Annotated in this window: 14 protein-coding genes and 1 pseudogene; 6 read left to right on the top strand and 9 right to left on the bottom strand. The window is 66.8% G+C overall.

Annotated elements, in window-relative coordinates:
- Positions 1-26: 26 nt before the first annotated feature.
- A complete protein-coding gene (locus tag APZ21_RS34125; RefSeq protein WP_156371126.1) occupies positions 27-164 on the bottom strand; it encodes a hypothetical protein in 138 nt (45 codons plus the stop codon).
- Between the two features lie 150 nt (positions 165-314).
- Positions 315-2,036, bottom strand: coding sequence for an acyl-CoA dehydrogenase family protein (locus tag APZ21_RS16990; RefSeq protein WP_054814249.1), 1,722 nt, complete (start codon positions 2,034-2,036; stop codon positions 315-317).
- 318 nt (positions 2,037-2,354) lie between these two features.
- Here APZ21_RS16990 and APZ21_RS35645 point away from each other — a divergent pair.
- Positions 2,355-2,468, top strand: a pseudogene (locus APZ21_RS35645) (ABC transporter ATP-binding protein); the annotation flags it as partial.
- 41 nt (positions 2,469-2,509) lie between these two features.
- The gene (locus tag APZ21_RS16985; RefSeq protein WP_054814248.1) at positions 2,510-3,220 is read left to right on the top strand and encodes a PucR family transcriptional regulator; all 711 of its coding nucleotides are present in this window, start codon (positions 2,510-2,512) and stop codon (positions 3,218-3,220) included.
- 53 nt (positions 3,221-3,273) lie between these two features.
- Here APZ21_RS16985 and APZ21_RS34115 read toward each other — a convergent pair whose 3' ends face one another.
- Positions 3,274-3,414, bottom strand: a complete 141-nt coding sequence (locus APZ21_RS34115; protein ID WP_156371125.1) for a hypothetical protein — start codon at positions 3,412-3,414, stop codon at positions 3,274-3,276.
- Positions 3,415-4,238: 824 nt separating this feature from the next.
- On the opposite strand from APZ21_RS34115, the gene APZ21_RS16980 reads away from it, so the two are divergent.
- On the top strand, positions 4,239-6,590 hold the full coding sequence (locus APZ21_RS16980) for an arylsulfatase (protein WP_082393199.1): 2,352 nt from the start codon (positions 4,239-4,241) through the stop codon (positions 6,588-6,590).
- Positions 6,591-6,604: 14 nt separating this feature from the next.
- Entirely contained in the window at positions 6,605-7,540 is a 936-nt protein-coding gene (locus APZ21_RS16975) for a formylglycine-generating enzyme family protein (RefSeq protein ID WP_054814247.1), read from the top strand.
- A 30-nt stretch (positions 7,541-7,570) separates the two neighbouring features.
- Here the strand turns inward: APZ21_RS16975 and APZ21_RS36190 are convergent, their stop codons facing one another.
- A complete protein-coding gene (locus tag APZ21_RS36190) occupies positions 7,571-7,837 on the bottom strand; it encodes a double zinc ribbon domain-containing protein (RefSeq protein WP_054814246.1) in 267 nt (88 codons plus the stop codon).
- Positions 7,838-8,372: 535 nt separating this feature from the next.
- Between APZ21_RS36190 and APZ21_RS16965 the strand changes: the two genes are divergently transcribed.
- Complete coding sequence (locus APZ21_RS16965) at positions 8,373-8,705, top strand: hypothetical protein (RefSeq protein ID WP_054814245.1); 333 nt, start codon at positions 8,373-8,375, stop codon at positions 8,703-8,705.
- Between the two features lie 556 nt (positions 8,706-9,261).
- Positions 9,262-9,705: a DUF4254 domain-containing protein gene (locus tag APZ21_RS16960; RefSeq protein WP_054814244.1), complete on the top strand. Its 444-nt coding sequence runs from the start codon at positions 9,262-9,264 to the stop codon at positions 9,703-9,705.
- Between the two features lie 196 nt (positions 9,706-9,901).
- Here the strand turns inward: APZ21_RS16960 and APZ21_RS16955 are convergent, their stop codons facing one another.
- Genes APZ21_RS16955 through APZ21_RS16935 form a run of 5 tightly spaced genes read right to left on the bottom strand, consistent with a single transcriptional unit; the run spans position 9,902 to position 14,131 of the window.
- Complete coding sequence (locus APZ21_RS16955) at positions 9,902-10,477, bottom strand: GNAT family N-acetyltransferase (RefSeq protein ID WP_082393175.1); 576 nt, start codon at positions 10,475-10,477, stop codon at positions 9,902-9,904.
- Positions 10,478-10,530: 53 nt separating this feature from the next.
- Entirely contained in the window at positions 10,531-11,130 is a 600-nt protein-coding gene (locus tag APZ21_RS16950) for a DUF4126 domain-containing protein (RefSeq protein ID WP_054814243.1), read from the bottom strand.
- Positions 11,131-11,176: 46 nt separating this feature from the next.
- On the bottom strand, positions 11,177-11,974 hold the full coding sequence (locus tag APZ21_RS16945) for an ABC transporter permease (RefSeq protein WP_054814242.1): 798 nt from the start codon (positions 11,972-11,974) through the stop codon (positions 11,177-11,179).
- Between the two features lie 2 nt (positions 11,975-11,976).
- Positions 11,977-12,864: a 2-aminoethylphosphonate ABC transporter permease subunit gene (locus tag APZ21_RS16940; RefSeq protein ID WP_054814241.1), complete on the bottom strand. Its 888-nt coding sequence runs from the start codon at positions 12,862-12,864 to the stop codon at positions 11,977-11,979.
- Between the two features lie 58 nt (positions 12,865-12,922).
- A complete protein-coding gene (locus tag APZ21_RS16935) occupies positions 12,923-14,131 on the bottom strand; it encodes an ABC transporter ATP-binding protein (protein WP_082393173.1) in 1,209 nt (402 codons plus the stop codon).

The raw sequence follows: 14,131 nt of genomic DNA, 5'->3' as shown, positions 1-14,131 counted from the left end.
GGGGGATCGGTGCCGTGGCGCGCGGGTCACATCAGGGCGAAGGCGATACTCGCTATGCCGAGCAGCAGGGCCCAGGTGGCCAGGGCCAGCCGAAGCCGCGCGGGGGCAACGGCATCGGAGGCGGCGCTGGGATCGGTCCGACGTGGTGATCCGGTGGGGGACATGTCGTACTCCTTTCGATCATCCGCTCCAACGCCGCGTACCCGGTTCGGCGCGGACCTATCGCCGCCCATGCGGATTCCGGGTGTAGACGCGCTACGGTGAGTTGTCCGAGTTGTCCGCGGGGTGGGTGAGGTGGCCGGCGTCCTCGGCGGTCAGGGATTCATCTCGTAGGTGCCCGCGTGGCTGAGCACCTCGGCCATGATCCGCGCCGACCGCCGCTCATCGATGATCGGCTTGCGCAGTGCGCTCAGCGCCCAATCCTGTTGCGCACGAGTGGAAGACGACTTCGAGAACACCGCGAGCGCGTAGGCGGAGAAGTCGCGGACGAATACCTCGAAGATCGAGTCGACGACATCGTCGACGGCATCGCCCGCACCGGTGAGCTTCGCCTGTTCGAGTACGAGCTGGCCGTAGGGCAGCAATGTGAACAACTCGCCGACCGCCAACTGGTAGTCGAGATCCTCCAGTTGAGCCGGGGTGGGCGGGGCCTGCACAGGGAACTGCGTGAACAGGTCGGCCTGCTCGAGGAACAGCGCGACGTTCGGCAGGTGGCGGTACTGTTCGTAGGCGGGCCGCCAGTCGGCGAAACGCACCTTGCTCAGTCCGGCCGCACCGGGCTGGCGGAACAGCGACTCGTCGTCGCCGGTGTCGCGGCGCACCGGAACCGGCGGCAGATCGGTCGGATTGAACAGGTAGTTCGGCATGAACTTCAGCGTCAGCGCCATGTTGACGTGCGCGGTGCCCTCGAGGCGCGGCATGGAGTCGATGGTGCCGCGCGCCATCGCGAAGTAGCTGTCCTTCTCGAATCCCTTGGCGGATATGACATCCGAGAGTTCGCGGAAGACACGTTCGGCCTCCCGGGTGACCTTCATCTTGCCGATGGAGTTGAACATGACGAAGCGCCGGTCTCCGGGGGTCGAACTGCGCATGTAGTCGATGGCGCGATGGTGGTACAGCCGCATGGCACTCATCCGAATGTAGCTGTCGGACAGGATTTGTCGGACCTGACCGAAGTCGGTGACCGGATGGCCGAACAGGATCTTGCCGTGCGCGTGGTCGAGCGTCTCGTAGAAGCAGTGCTCGACGATGCCGAGCGCGACCATGCCGATATTGAACTTGCCGCAGTTGACGGCGGCCAGCGCCGCGTCGAAGGCCGTGCGCCCGGTGTGCAGTACGTCGTCCTCGGTGACCGGATAATTCTCCAGATCGTATGCGCTGACGTAGTTCTGGCCGTGGATGACGTTCTTCACCAGGTGATAGTTCGGATGTTGACTGTCCGCGACGAACCACACGTACGCGTCGGGCCCCTCGAGGTCGGTGCGCCGCCCGATGGTGGGCACGATCCGGGCCACATTGCCGTTGCCGATGTAGTACTTGCTGCCGGTCGCGGTGAACCCGCCGCTGCCGTCGGGGGTGAGCAGCATATCGGTGGCGTAGATATCGGCGCCGTGATCCTTCTCCGACAGGCCGAATCCGATGATGCCGCCGCGGTCGAGTTCCTCGGCCGCGCGCAGATGCGCCTTGCGGTTGGCGCTCTGCCAGATGGTGGCGAGCCCGAGTGTGGACACGCCCCACGCGTACCAGTACTGCGGGCCGTAGAAGCCGGTGATCTCGTTGAACCGGGAGATGACCGCGGTATCCCAGCGTTTGTCGGCGTCCCCGTCCGCTGCCGCTCGCGGCGTCGCCATGTGGGCGAGGATGCGGCTCTCGGCGAGGAAGTCCATCCAGTCGTCGTACCACGCGGCCCGCTGCGCGTCGGTTGTCAACGCGCGCTTGCCTTTCGATTCGAAGAAGTCGACCACGGATCGTAGCCGCGCGCGGGTGGCCGGATCGAATTCGTCGAACGTCTCGGTCTTGGGGTTGAACAGGGCCATGTCGAGCCGCCTTCCAAGTGATGGCAATCGCCATCACATTAAAACCGAGGGCAGCTGCCGTCAATGCATGCGCGGATGGGCCGAGGTGGTCGTGGCGAGATGGTCGATGGCGTGGTGGGTGGTCACGGCGACCGCGCTCCGCGTCCGCGACGCTCGGCAAGAAGTTAATGACCGATCTACATCAGATTATAGGTTTCAGCAGTACAGAGTGTGGTATATGTAACGAACTATTCGCACTGCTGGACGCACCCGAGGGTGCGGGACCGCGCAGGTCGAACGCCGCGGACCGCCCCGGCGATCGGCCGAGCGAACGAACGCGTGGAGGTTGTCGTGGGCGTCGAGGTCAGGACCGAGGGTGCAACGAAATCCTTCGGGTCGCAGCGTATTCGGCAGGATGTGTCGTTGACGTTCCCTTCGGGTGAGGTCAGTGCGTGCCCGCTGACCGATCCGTCCGCGCTACACCGGGGATCGTTATGACCGAGTCGTATGCGGTACTGGCGATCACCGTCTCTCCCGACCCGGATTCCACCGCCGGGTCCGACGCCGAAATTGCCGCGCGCCAAGGACTTCGGCGCGTGGAAGCGGCGTTCGAGACGCTCTTCGGCGACGCCGCGCGGGCGCGCTGGAGCGCGCGGTGCGGCACCGCGGTGGTGCCGGTGACCGATCGCGGCGGCGACCGATTCGACGATTCGGTGGCCGCGCTGGCGATCGAAGCGCGGTTGGCCGTCACCGCGGCCCTGGTCTTCACCACGCCCGCGCGGGTCGCCCAAGGCGTCGATCACGCGCACGAATTACTGAATATGGTGCACCGCTTGCGGTTGCGCCCTCGCCTGTACCGATTCGACGATCTCGCACTTGAATTCCAGCTGACCCGCCCCGGCCCCGGGCGCGACCGCCTCGACGCGGTGCTCGCCCCGCTGGGCGAGCGTGCCGTACTGCTGGACACGCTGCGCTGCTATGTCGCCAACAGCCAGATGCGCGGCCGTACGGCACAGCAGTTGAAGGTGCATCCCAATACCGTGGACAACCGACTCAAACGGATCGGACAGCTGACCGGGCACGATCCGCTGCAACCGGACGGCATCTGGTGCCTGCGCTCAGCGCTGATCGTCCGTGCCTACCACCGCGGCGCGGCCGCGCCGTCGCCGCTCCCGGGATTCGCTCCGGTCGCGGTCCTACGCTGAACGGCGCGTCACGACAGCCGAAACGGTGTCCGGGTCGGCCTCGCCGCCTCCGGTCACACCGCGCAGCGGCCCTCGCGAAGGACCGGCGGCTCGCCGGTCATGGTGGTCGGCGACACCGGCCCGCGCCAGCCGCACGGCAAACCGCACGCCGCGATCACCGAGGCCGAGGAGCTGCCGTCGTTGTAGGTGGTCACATACGCCGACGCGAGCGCCGGATATCCGCAGTGCGGGCATTTTCCGAAGTAGTTGACGATTTCATGGGCACGGGTGCCTATCGTGATTCTTCGGAGCTCGTTGGTACTCAGGGGAGGCGCCGTTCATAGCTCGGTTCCGTACATGGGCCAGCGCGGACCGAGTGATCGCCATCCAGCTATCACCCGGCCATACTCTGGAATGTTACGTAACATACAGCATTCGTATCCGATTCGCCGCGACTTTGCGATTTCACAATGCGCGAATCGGGTTGTCGGCGTCGCTGCGGGCGGTGTGCGGGTGTCGGCGTCGGGACGCCGGGTCGATCGCCCGACGCGCGTGCGTGTCAGGTGTGCGAAAGATTGTGCGGATCAACAGTTTGTTGCATGTTGAACTATTCAGGCACAGTGGTGACCGGTCGGTCCGTATCGCCGGCTCGGCGGGAGTGGTCGATGGCCGGTCCGGATCGTCCTCCCGTCGGGGTGTCGGTGCGGCTGGAAGGCGAGAACGGTTGCGGCGAAATAGCTGAATCCAAGATCGCTCAGAACTGGCTATAACTTATCCGTTCGAGGCCGATGCCATGTCCTCGACTTGGGGTCCGTTGTTCGTACGGTCACCGCTGGATGAGCGGTGCGATCCGTGCCGATCACAATTCGGTCGAGCCCCGGTGATATTCGGCTGACCGCCGATCCGTATCCCGATCGGTCGGTAGATTTCATTGGAACGGCCGCACCGGACCCTCGCGGTCGTGGACCACGAAGCGTGGGGCGAAGCCCACGCGATCGATCACCGGCGAATCAGCAGCACATCCCCTCGGAGGTGGATGATGGCCAGGGAGTTCGAAGGACATATCGAACTGGATATTCGCGATTCGGTCGCCGACTGGGGCCCGTACGCGGAGCCCACCGCACCGAAGGGCGCACCGAACGTGCTGTATCTGGTGTGGGACGACATCGGAATCGGTACCTGGGACTGTTACGGCGGCCTGGTCGAGATGCCCAATATGAAGCGAATCGCCGATCGCGGTGTCCAGTTCACCCAGTTCCACACCACCGCCCTGTGTTCGCCGAGCCGAGCGTCGCTGCTGACCGGAAGAAACGCGACTTCGGTCGGGATGGCGACCATCGAAGAATTCACCGATGGCTTCCCGAGCATGTGCGGCCGGATTCCGGCCGAGACCGCGTTGTGTTCGGAAGTCCTCGCCGAGCGCGGGTGGAACACCTATGCGGTCGGAAAATGGCATATGACTCCTCTGGAGGAGGAGAATCTGGCCGCCTCGAAGCGGAACTGGCCGCTCGGACGCGGGTTCGAACGGTTCTACGGATTCCTCGGCGGCGAGGCCGACCAGTGGTATCCGAATCTGATGTACGACAATCATCCGATCGCGCCGCCGTACACGCCGGAGGACGGGTATCACCTGTCGAAGGATCTCACCGACAGGTCGATCGGGTTCATCCGCGACGCCAAGGTGATCGCCCCCGACAAACCCTGGTTCCTCTACCTGTGCCCGGGGTGCGGCCACGCGCCGCACCATGTCGCGTCGGAGTGGGCCGACAGGTATCGGGGCCGCTTCGATATGGGCTATGAGAAGTACCGCGAGATCGTGCTGGAGAATCAGAAGCGCATGGGCCTGGTGCCGGAGAACACCGAGCTGCCGCCGATCAACCCGTACTCGGCCGCCACCAGCGCCGAGGGCAAGCCGTGGCCCGCGCAGGACACGGTGCGACCGTGGGATTCGTTGTCCGAGGACGAGAAGCGGCTGTTCCGGCGACAAGCGGAGGTCTTCGCCGGATTCCTCTCCTATACCGACGCGCAGATCGGCCGGCTGCTGGACTATCTCGAGGAAAGCGGCCAATTGGACAATACGATCATCGTCGCGTTCTCCGACAATGGCGCCAGCGGCGAAGGCGGTCCGAACGGCTCGGCCAACGAGATGAAATTCTTCAACGGCTATGTCGACACGATCGACGACAGCCTGGCCAAGATCGATGAATTGGGCGGGCCCACAACCTACAACCACTACAGCATCGGCTGGGCGATGGCGTTCAACACGCCCTACAAGCTCTACAAACGCTACGCCTCACACGAAGGCGGCATCGCCGACCCGTGCCTGATGTCGTGGCCCGCGGGAATCGCCGCCCGTGGCGAGTTGCGCCACCAGTACCTCAATGTCTGCGATGTCACGCCCACGGTGTACGAACTGCTCGACATCGCGCCGCCGGAGACCGTGAAGAATGTGGCGCAACGTCCCCTCGAGGGTGTGAGTTTCCGAGCGTTGCTGGATGACGCTCGGGCCGACACCGGTAAACACACCCAGTTCTATTCGATGCTCGGCACGCGCGGGATATGGCACCGCGGCTGGTTCGCCGACACCGTCCACCCGGCATGTCCTTCCGGCTGGGGCCATTTCGATACCGACCGCTGGGAATTGTTCCATCTCGAGGAGGACCGCAGTCAGATGCGGGATCTCGCCGAGGAACATCCGGCGAAACTGGCGGAGTTGAAAGCGTTGTGGTTTTCGGAAGCCGAGAAATACAACGGCATGCCGCTGAACGATCTCGATATCCTCTCCGCCATGACCCGCTACCGTCCGACATATGGCAGGACGCGTGATCGGGCGGTGTACTACCCCGACATTGCGGAGGTGGGGCCGGGTGCGGCGCTGGAGATCCGGGGGCGGTCGTTCGCGCTGCTCGCGGAAGCGACGATCACCAGCCCGGCGGCCGAGGGCGTGCTGTTCGCCCACGGTGGCAGGCTCGGCGGACACGCCCTGTTCATGCGGGACGGCCTGCTGCACTACGTCTACAACTTCCTGGGTGAGGAAGAGCAGGTCATCGTCTCCGATCGTCCGGTATCCCCCGGCGATCACATTCTCGGAGTTCGATACGAGCGACACGGAACCCGCCCCGACAACTTCACCCCCACCGGTGCGGCTGTCCTCTATATCGACACCGAGCCGGTGGGCTCCCTGGACGACATGCGCATCCAGCCCACCGTTTTCTCCGGCGTCGGGGAAGGCGTCTGCGTCGGACGTGACAGCGGTCAATCGGTCACCGCGCGCTACCGTGCGCCGTTCCCGTTCATCGGAGGGACCATGTACCAGGTCATCGAGGATGTGAGCGGCAAGCCGTATCAGGACCTCGAAATGGCCGCGGCGGCGGCGTTCTCGCGCGATTGACCGGCCGAGTGCCGATGGCTCGGGACGCGGAGGTCGGTCGCGGGATGGTCAAGGTGCCCGGTGGCGATTTCACGATGGGTTCGCGGGACTACTTCCCGGAGGAACGGCCGGTCCACCGGGTGCAGGTCGACTCGTTCCTGATCGACGCGCACCCGGTCACCAATGCCGCGTTCCGGCGATTCGTGAAACAGACCGGCTATGTCACCGTCGCCGAGAGGACTCCCGCCGCCGAGGACTACCCGGACGCGGACCCGGGAAGCCTGGTCCCCGGCGGGCTGGTATTCCGGCCGACGGCGGGCCCGGTGCCATTGGACGACTGGCGTCGATGGTGGCGATATGTTCCCGGCGCGAGCTGGCGCCGTCCGCGCGGCGCGGGCAGCAACCTCGAGCGACTCGACCGCCACCCTGTCACCCAGGTCGCCTACGCTGATGCCGAGGCGTTCGCGGCGTGGGCGGGCAAGCAACTGCCCACCGAGGCCGAATGGGAGTACGCCGCCCGCGGCGGACTCGATTCGGCCACCTACGCCTGGGGCGAGGAATTCGAACCGACGGGTCGCCGGATGGCCAATATCTGGGTCGGAGCCTTTCCATGGCGCTTCGACCCGGGCCGGGGTCAGTCGCGCACACCCGGCACCACCGCGGTCGGCACCTACGCTCCCAACGGTTACGGCTTGTTCGACATGACCGGCAACGTGTGGGAGTGGACCCTCGACTATTTCCGTTCCGCTCACCCCGCCCCCACCTGCTGCGCCCCGCGCAATCCGAGGGTCGACTCTCCGGAACCGGAAGCGGCACAACGCTTCCCCCGTCGTGTCGTCAAAGGTGGGTCGTATCTGTGCGCGGCGAACTATTGCCTGCGCTATCGGCCCTCGGCCCGGCAGGGCCAGACCGAGGACACCGCCACCGGCCACCTCGGCTTCCGCTGTGTCCTACGCGACCCGGCCCCGTGATCGGCGCCGGGTCGAAGAAGCAGGCCGGACCTACTGCGCCTGACCGCAATTGGAGCAGAAGGCCGAACCCGTCCGCACCTCGTGACCGCAGCCGCGGCACTGCGAGGGCATGTGCAGCGCGGTGCCGCACGCACCGCAGAACCGGCCGCCGGTGGTGTTCGAACCGCAGGTCGGGCAGGTGACCCGGGCCGGAGTCGACATATCGTGCTGACCTGCCCAGTCGTGTTCGTGGGCCGCGTCACGCAACTGGGCGCCGCGGGCGGCGGCCTGGGCGCGCGCGATCTCGTGCTGCACCATCGGGGAACAGCGTGGCAGCTCTTCGGGGGTCCACCGCTGGGTTTTTCGCGACGTGCAGGACTTCGGGCGCGGTGCGGCGGACCGTAGCGAGCTCGAGCCGCCGTAACCCGGCATCGATATCGGAGGCCAGGTCCGGGACTGGTTCGGGAGCAACGGTTTTCGATCGTGTTGTCGTCACGAGGCGCTCCCGTCTCGAGTTATCTTGTAAGCATCCAGTGACCGGGTCGGGGCCGTGGGCAGGTCCAGCACGAGCGCGTCACCGGCCGGGCGGGGCTGCGGGGCGCCGGTGCCGGCGGGGGTATCGCGTCTCTGGTGTTCGAGTACTTGGCATCAGCATCCGTCGTCGGTGAGTTTCATCCACGAGGTGACATCCATCGGCCGACCCTCACTGAGAGGTGGGTCGATACCGTACCTTCGCGGTCCACGGTCAGCAGAACCACCGACAGTGTGCCTACTCCCGCTCGGGAGTAGGCACACTGTCGGTGAGACTTTCGGACAGCAAGCCTGTTCTCGCGACATCCCTTGAGGGGAGAATATGTTGATCACCAAGATCCAGATCATCGGCGGAGTCAGCGATGAAGAGTCGATCAGCCATTACACGAGGCTACTCGACAGCGTCCCCGAACGGCCTACCTTGGCTACCCTCATCCGTAAGCACGGCGTGGAAGGCAGCGACAACCTCGAGATCGAACTGCTCGACAAGTTCCAGAACAAGCAGCGGTTCTCGCTGGCTCCGTTCGCCGATGTCGATCCTGACGCTTTCATCAAGATCAGATTTCTCAGTGGGCCCGCCGAGCGGGAGTTCCCGGATCTCGAGCCCGGCGAGATCTTGCTGAAGGAATACCTGGTCGCCGGCCCCGAGGACTAACCATCGGAGCCGGCTCGGCTGACGACACGAGCCCGCCACGCATCGACCAGCTTCTCACTCGCGTCGGCGAACAAAGTCCGCCGGCAGCTTCAACGCCCGCACCGCCGCCAGCTTGTCCAGCCGACGACAACCTCAATTCGATTGCCTCGGATAGCGACAACACGGCCACGCCCGTCGAGAGTCCGGACGCCGTACCAGACTGTCGAGGAGGGTTGTCGTTGCGAAACCGTGATCGAGGCCGGAACCGGCCCGGAAAGCGGTGCTCGGACTGCTACGCGTGGGTGCGGCGGAGGCGGAGACGGGATCTGGAATACGCCCTCTCGCACCGGGTCTCGCGTTTCCCGGCCGCGAAGGGTGGTGTGGGGCGGCAGACGACACGCCGCGAGAACACCGAAGACGCAGCATGTAGGACGCAATCTTGCGTTCTTGCATCCGTAAGCGCATGATCCAGCTAGCCTGGTTGTGTACTACCGATCCTATGACCGGGATAACCGAATCGAGAGCCAATCATGTTGGTATATAGAGCTTTGGTGTCGGGCAATTTTCGGGCGTGCCGATGAGCGCGCCGACAGTCGGGGTGTTGCCCACAGCTCCGCAGATATTGTGCGCATTCCAAGGGCGCCGCTTTCAAGATCGTGAACTATTGCGCTCGGCGCACGCGCTCGCGGAACTGCACGCGCGACGCGCGGAAGTGCGCGATGCGTTCATGGTCGCCGAAATAGACAGCCGGCGCGGTGAACTCATCGATGATATCAATGATTGGATCGCGCAGGAGATCCCGCAGGATCGCTACGGTGCGATATTGCATACCGAAAGCCTCGGCGCCGTCGTGGATCGAATGGCGCGTAGCTGGGTCGATGCGAATCAAGCCATCGATGTCGAGGGGCCGCGCAGCGGCAATACCCATAAACATTGGTATCACCTGGCCGAACTCGTCGACGGTTACACTGATCTGGTAACCGACGTGGTCGGTGGCCGTCGTCGACTGCCGGAACAGTAGCTCTCGGCGAGGCGGAATCGATCACGTCGGCACTGCCCGGCCGGGCCGCTACCCGAGGTGCCGCCCGCCGAGAACGGTATTTCGCCGGGCATCGTGGACGGCGGGCGCAACGGCGCGCCTCGCCCGGCGTGCCGCGTGGTCGACTGGCGCGGCACGCCCGCCGTTCGACTCCCGAGCGATACGAATTCGAATCGCGTTACGAATTCGATGTCCGGTCGCGAGTTGTCTGCCACACCATGACGCGCCCCGATTCCGCGGGCGCCGTCGGTGCGCGGGTTTCGATGCGATCGAGCCGGTAGCCGAGCCGGCGCGGCACCGCGGCACTGCGCACATTGGCCTCGTCGCAGCGGATCTCGACGCGGCGGATACCGGGGAGATTCAATGCGATCCCGGTGAGCGCGGCGACGGCGCGGGTGATCACGCCCCGGCCGGTGTGGTCGACATGGCACCAGTAGCCGATCTCCGCGGTTCCCGGCTCCGACCTGTGGTGCAGGCCGATGCCACCGAGCACCGCGCCGTCGTGATCGAAGATGCCGTAGAAGTGATCGCCGCGACCGTCGGGCGGGTTCGCGGCGGCGTCGGCGATGAACGCGCGCTGACGTTCCAGGGAGGGCTCGGCGGCGGCCCACGGCATCCAAGGGTGCAGATGCTCGTGCGAGGCGAGGATGGCCTCGTATTGCGCGGTGAGGTCGTCGTGGCGCCAGCGACGGATCAGCAACTCGTCGATGTCGAAGCGCTGGGGCGGGACCGCCGCGGGGCCGGTGGTGTCCATCGTCCGATGGTGGCGGCGGCGCGTTCGGGACGCAAGGCGATTTCCGCGGCGTGTCACACCGCCGCGGCCGCGCGCCGCTGTTCTCGTCGCTCGCGTCGGCGTCTGCGGTAGCGCCGAATTCGACTGGCCAGCAACCACACCAGGGTCAGTCCGAGCAGCAGCAGGATGCCCGCGACGACCGCCGCGGCGACGGGGTGGAAGATGGCGAGCACGATCATGCCGCTCGCGCCCAGATCCTCGGCGGTGCTGACGACGATATTGCTCGCGGGTTCCGGTGAGGTGTTGATCGCCATGCGCAACCCGGCCTTGACCACGTGACTCGCCAATGCCGCGGTGCCGCCGACCGCCGCCGCGGCGAGTTCGGGCAGCGAACCGTCGGACCCGGCGATGAGCGCCGCGACCACCGCGCCCGAGGCCGGGCGCACCACGGTGTGCAGGGCGTCCCAGAACGTGTCCAGATAGGGGATCTTGTCGGCCACCGCCTCGACGAGGAACAGCACGGCCGCGGCGATCAACACGTCGGTGCGCTGCAAACCCGCGGGCACCTCATCGGAAAGGCCGGTGACCCCGGCCAATCCGAGCAGCAGCACCACCGCATAGGCATTGATCCCGCTGGCCCAGCCCGCGGTGAAGATCATGGGGAGCAGGGACACGTCTCGATCCTAATGATGTCGCGGCGAATGCGGCGTGCCGCGAAGATCATCGCACCGCCGCGCGACCCCGCAACCGTCCCAACACCATCAGCGCGATGAGGGTCACCATGACCAGCAGACAGGTGCCCGCCGCGGCGTCGAAGACCTCGCCGCGGTCGGTCTGGGCGAAGATGCTCACCGGCAGCGTCCGCCACGAGGCCGGGTAGACCATGATGGTCGCGCCGAGTTCCCCCATCGACAGGGCGATCGACAGTCCCGCCGCCGCGCCGAGCGCGGGCAGCAGCAGCGGCAGCGTCACCAGCGTCAGCACCCGGACCGGTCCGGCGCCGAGGGATTGCGCGGCCTGCCGGTAGCCGGGATCGAGCCGGTCGAGCGCCGCGCCGACGGCGCTGAAGGTGTAGGCCAGTACCAGCACCGAATGCGCGAGGATGACAATCCATTTGGTGCCGCCGAGCAGCAGGGGCCGTTCGTTGAACGCGATCAGCACACCCAACCCGATGGCTACCGACGGCACGGCGACCGGCAGGTGGAAGACCGCGTCGGTGAGCCTGCGGCACCATGACGGCGTCTCGCGCGCCGCCAGCGCCGCCCACGTGCCGAGTACCAGCGCCACCGCGCCCGCCAGCAGCGCGGTCTGGAGACTGACCGACAGACTGGCCGCGCCGTCGCCGGACAGCGCCGTGCGGAAGTTGGCGATGCCGAGATCGGAGGGCAGGGGCCCGGTCCAACTGCCTGCCAGCGCCGCCGCGAGCACGGTGGCGATGGGCGCGAGGAACACGATCGTCACCACGAGGCCGAAGACGGTGAGCACCACGGCCTTTCCGGTGCGGGTCCACACCAGCACGGTCAGTCTCCCTTCCGCGCGGTGACGCGCGCGAACACGATCCGGTAGCCCGCATACAAGGTCAACGAGAGCGCCACCTGTACGGTCGCCATGACCGCGGCGCCCGGCAGGTCGAAGGTGACGATGCCGCGGGTGTAGATGAGCGCGGGCAGAGTCAGCACGCCCTTGGCGCCGGTGAACAGGACGATCCCGAATTCGTTGAGGGTCAACAGCAGGACCAGGCTGCCGCCGGCCGCGAGCGCGGGCCACGCCTCGGGCAGGACCACCTGGCGCAGCACCCGCCACGGCGAGGCGCCGAGACTCGCGGCGACGTCGAGTTGTTCACGCGGCAGTTGCGCGAAGGCTGCCAGCAACGGCCGCACCACGAACGGGGTGAAGAAGGTGATCTCGGCGGCGATGACGCCGAGCGGGGTGGTGAGGAAGTCGACGAGCGGGGTGTCACGGCCGGTGATCCGGCTGATCAGTGCGTTGAGCGCGCCCGCGGTGCCGTAGAGGAAGGTGAAGGCCAGCGTCACCAGGAACGACGGCAGGGTGAGGATCGTATCGATCAAACGGCCCACCACCGCCGACCCGGGGAAGGGCACGAAGGCCAGCACCACCCCGAGGAAGGTGCCGAGCACCAGACAGCCCGCGGTCGAGGCGACGGCGATACCGACGGTGCGCCACAGGGCGTCACGGAAGGAGGCCGAGGTCAGGACATGGGTCCACACCGAGGTCCCGCGGCCGGTGGGGGTCACCGTGGATTCGGCCAGCACCCGGGCGATGGGATAGCAGGCGATGACGACGACGACCAGGATCGGCGGCAGCGCCAACAGCACCGCGCGGAGGCGGTGCGGCGTTGGTGGCGGCGTGGTCGCGGATTCGGCGGGCGGGTCGAGCAGTGCGGTCACGACCGGCCCCGTTCCGCGTGGCCGTTCCGCACGGGTCGGGCCGGGACCACGAGCCCCCTCACGGCCGTGCTCCCGACTCGTCCGCGCCGAGCGGAGTGGGGATAAGGACGCCGGCCGGATCGGGGAAACGGACCCCGACCGCGTCGCCGATCCCGGCCGCGCACCGCCCCGACACGTCGACGGCGATGTCCTCGGCCACCCCCTCGACGCTCAGCCGCACCCGACTCGACGCACCGCGCCACACGTTCTCGATGACCCTCGCGCCCAGCGCGTCGCGCGCGTCGGCGGCGACCAGGGACAGCGTGTGCGGACGCACGCACAGCAATGCCGCCGAATCCGGTTCCCACTGCCGTCCCACCCCGGGCGAGGGGGCCTCGGCGCGCAGGGTGTGCGCACCGGCAGTGACCAGGGCCACCCCCTCGGAGGCGCGATTCACGGTGCAGGACACCAGATTCGCGCCGCCGAGGAAGGCGGCGGTGAAATCGCTGGGCGGACGTTGCCAGAGATTCTCGGCCGTGTCCACGTCGACGAGCCGGGCCTCGCGCATGACCGCGATGCGATCGGCCAGCGCCAGCGCCTCGGACTGGTCGTGGGTGACGTACAGCATGGCGGTGTCGGGCAGTGCGGTACGCAGCCGCTGTAGCTCGCCGAGCATCGACTGGCGCAGTTGCGCGTCGAGCGCGGCCAGCGGTTCGTCCAGCAGCAGTACCGCGGGCCGGATGGCCAGGGCGCGGGCGATGGCGACCCGCTGCTGCTGACCGCCCGACAGTTCGCGCGGCAACCGGGCCGCATAGCCGGACATCCCGACCATGTCCAGCGCCTCGACGACCCGGGGACCGATCTCACGGCGTGGCACCCGGTGCGCCTTCAAGCCGAAGGCCACATTGGACCGCACGGTCATATGAGGGAACAGGGCGTAGGACTGGACCACAACGCCGATGCCGCGTGCGGCGGGTGAAAGATTCGTGACGTCGCGACCGGCCAGCCGGACCGTGCCCGAACTGGGCCGGACGAATCCGGCCAGCGCTTTGAGCGCGGTCGACTTGCCCGAACCGCTGGGTCCGAGCAGTGCGACGGTTTCCCCGGCGGCGACGCGCAGGCTGAAATCGGCCAGTGCGATGGTCGCCTTGCGACCCGCGCCGTAGCGGACCCCGACGCGGTCGAAGACGATGGCGGGCTCCCCGGATCCGGGGATGGCGCCCGTCCGGGGCACGGTGGACGATGCGGTTCTGGCGCGCTGGGTCAGCGCGTCGGCACCGGGGCTCAT

The organism is Nocardia arizonensis (genome assembly GCF_001310275.1).
Lineage (GTDB): Bacteria > Actinomycetota > Actinomycetes > Mycobacteriales > Mycobacteriaceae > Nocardia > Nocardia arizonensis.
Note: the sequence above shows the minus strand (reverse complement) of the source record. Positions and strands in the feature narration are given on the sequence as shown.

Excerpts from the sequence above, each read along its gene's own strand:
- APZ21_RS16935 (WP_082393173.1), bottom strand. The coding sequence starts at position 14,131 with ATGAGCCCCGGTGCCGACGCGCTGACCCAGCGCGCCAGAACCGCATCG.
- APZ21_RS16980 (WP_082393199.1), top strand. The coding sequence starts at position 4,239 with ATGGCCAGGGAGTTCGAAGGACATATCGAACTGGATATTCGCGATTCG.
- APZ21_RS16965 (WP_054814245.1), top strand. The coding sequence starts at position 8,373 with ATGTTGATCACCAAGATCCAGATCATCGGCGGAGTCAGCGATGAAGAG.
- APZ21_RS16975 (WP_054814247.1), top strand. The coding sequence starts at position 6,605 with ATGGCTCGGGACGCGGAGGTCGGTCGCGGGATGGTCAAGGTGCCCGGT.
- APZ21_RS16985 (WP_054814248.1), top strand. The coding sequence starts at position 2,510 with ATGACCGAGTCGTATGCGGTACTGGCGATCACCGTCTCTCCCGACCCG.
- APZ21_RS16960 (WP_054814244.1), top strand. The coding sequence starts at position 9,262 with ATGAGCGCGCCGACAGTCGGGGTGTTGCCCACAGCTCCGCAGATATTG.
- APZ21_RS36190 (WP_054814246.1), bottom strand. The coding sequence starts at position 7,837 with ATGGTGCAGCACGAGATCGCGCGCGCCCAGGCCGCCGCCCGCGGCGCC.
- APZ21_RS34125 (WP_156371126.1), bottom strand. The coding sequence starts at position 164 with ATGTCCCCCACCGGATCACCACGTCGGACCGATCCCAGCGCCGCCTCC.
- APZ21_RS16990 (WP_054814249.1), bottom strand. The coding sequence starts at position 2,036 with ATGGCCCTGTTCAACCCCAAGACCGAGACGTTCGACGAATTCGATCCG.
- APZ21_RS16955 (WP_082393175.1), bottom strand. The coding sequence starts at position 10,477 with ATGGACACCACCGGCCCCGCGGCGGTCCCGCCCCAGCGCTTCGACATC.